We start from the raw sequence: 379 nt of genomic DNA on the forward strand, positions 1-379 counted from the left end.
GGTTACCTGCGTACCACCCTGGCTGGCGATACCCTGGATAACAGCAACGGCATCGTCTGGGATATGGCCTGGTTGTATCGTTACACCAACGGTGGCCTGACCGTGACCCCGGGTATCGGTGTACAGTGGAACAGCGAAAACCAGAACGAATACTATTATGGCGTATCGCGCAAAGAGTCTGCTCGCAGCGGTCTGCGTGGCTATAACCCGAACGACAGCTGGAGCCCTTACCTGGAGCTGAGCGCCAGCTACAACTTCCTCGGCGACTGGAGTGTTTACGGTACCGCGCGCTACACCCGTCTGTCTGATGAAGTTACTGACAGCCCAATGGTGGATAAATCCTGGACTGGCCTGATTTCTACCGGGATCACCTACAAAT

Annotated in this window: 1 pseudogene; it reads left to right on the forward strand. The window is 55.4% G+C overall.

Annotation, left to right across the window (positions count from 1 at the left end):
• Positions 1–379: pseudogene (mipA, locus tag H0X90_RS35590) on the forward strand (scaffolding protein MipA); the annotation flags it as partial.

It is taken from the genome of Burkholderia sp. 9775_39 (assembly GCF_015712225.1).
Taxonomy (GTDB): domain Bacteria; phylum Pseudomonadota; class Gammaproteobacteria; order Burkholderiales; family Burkholderiaceae; genus Burkholderia; species Burkholderia cenocepacia.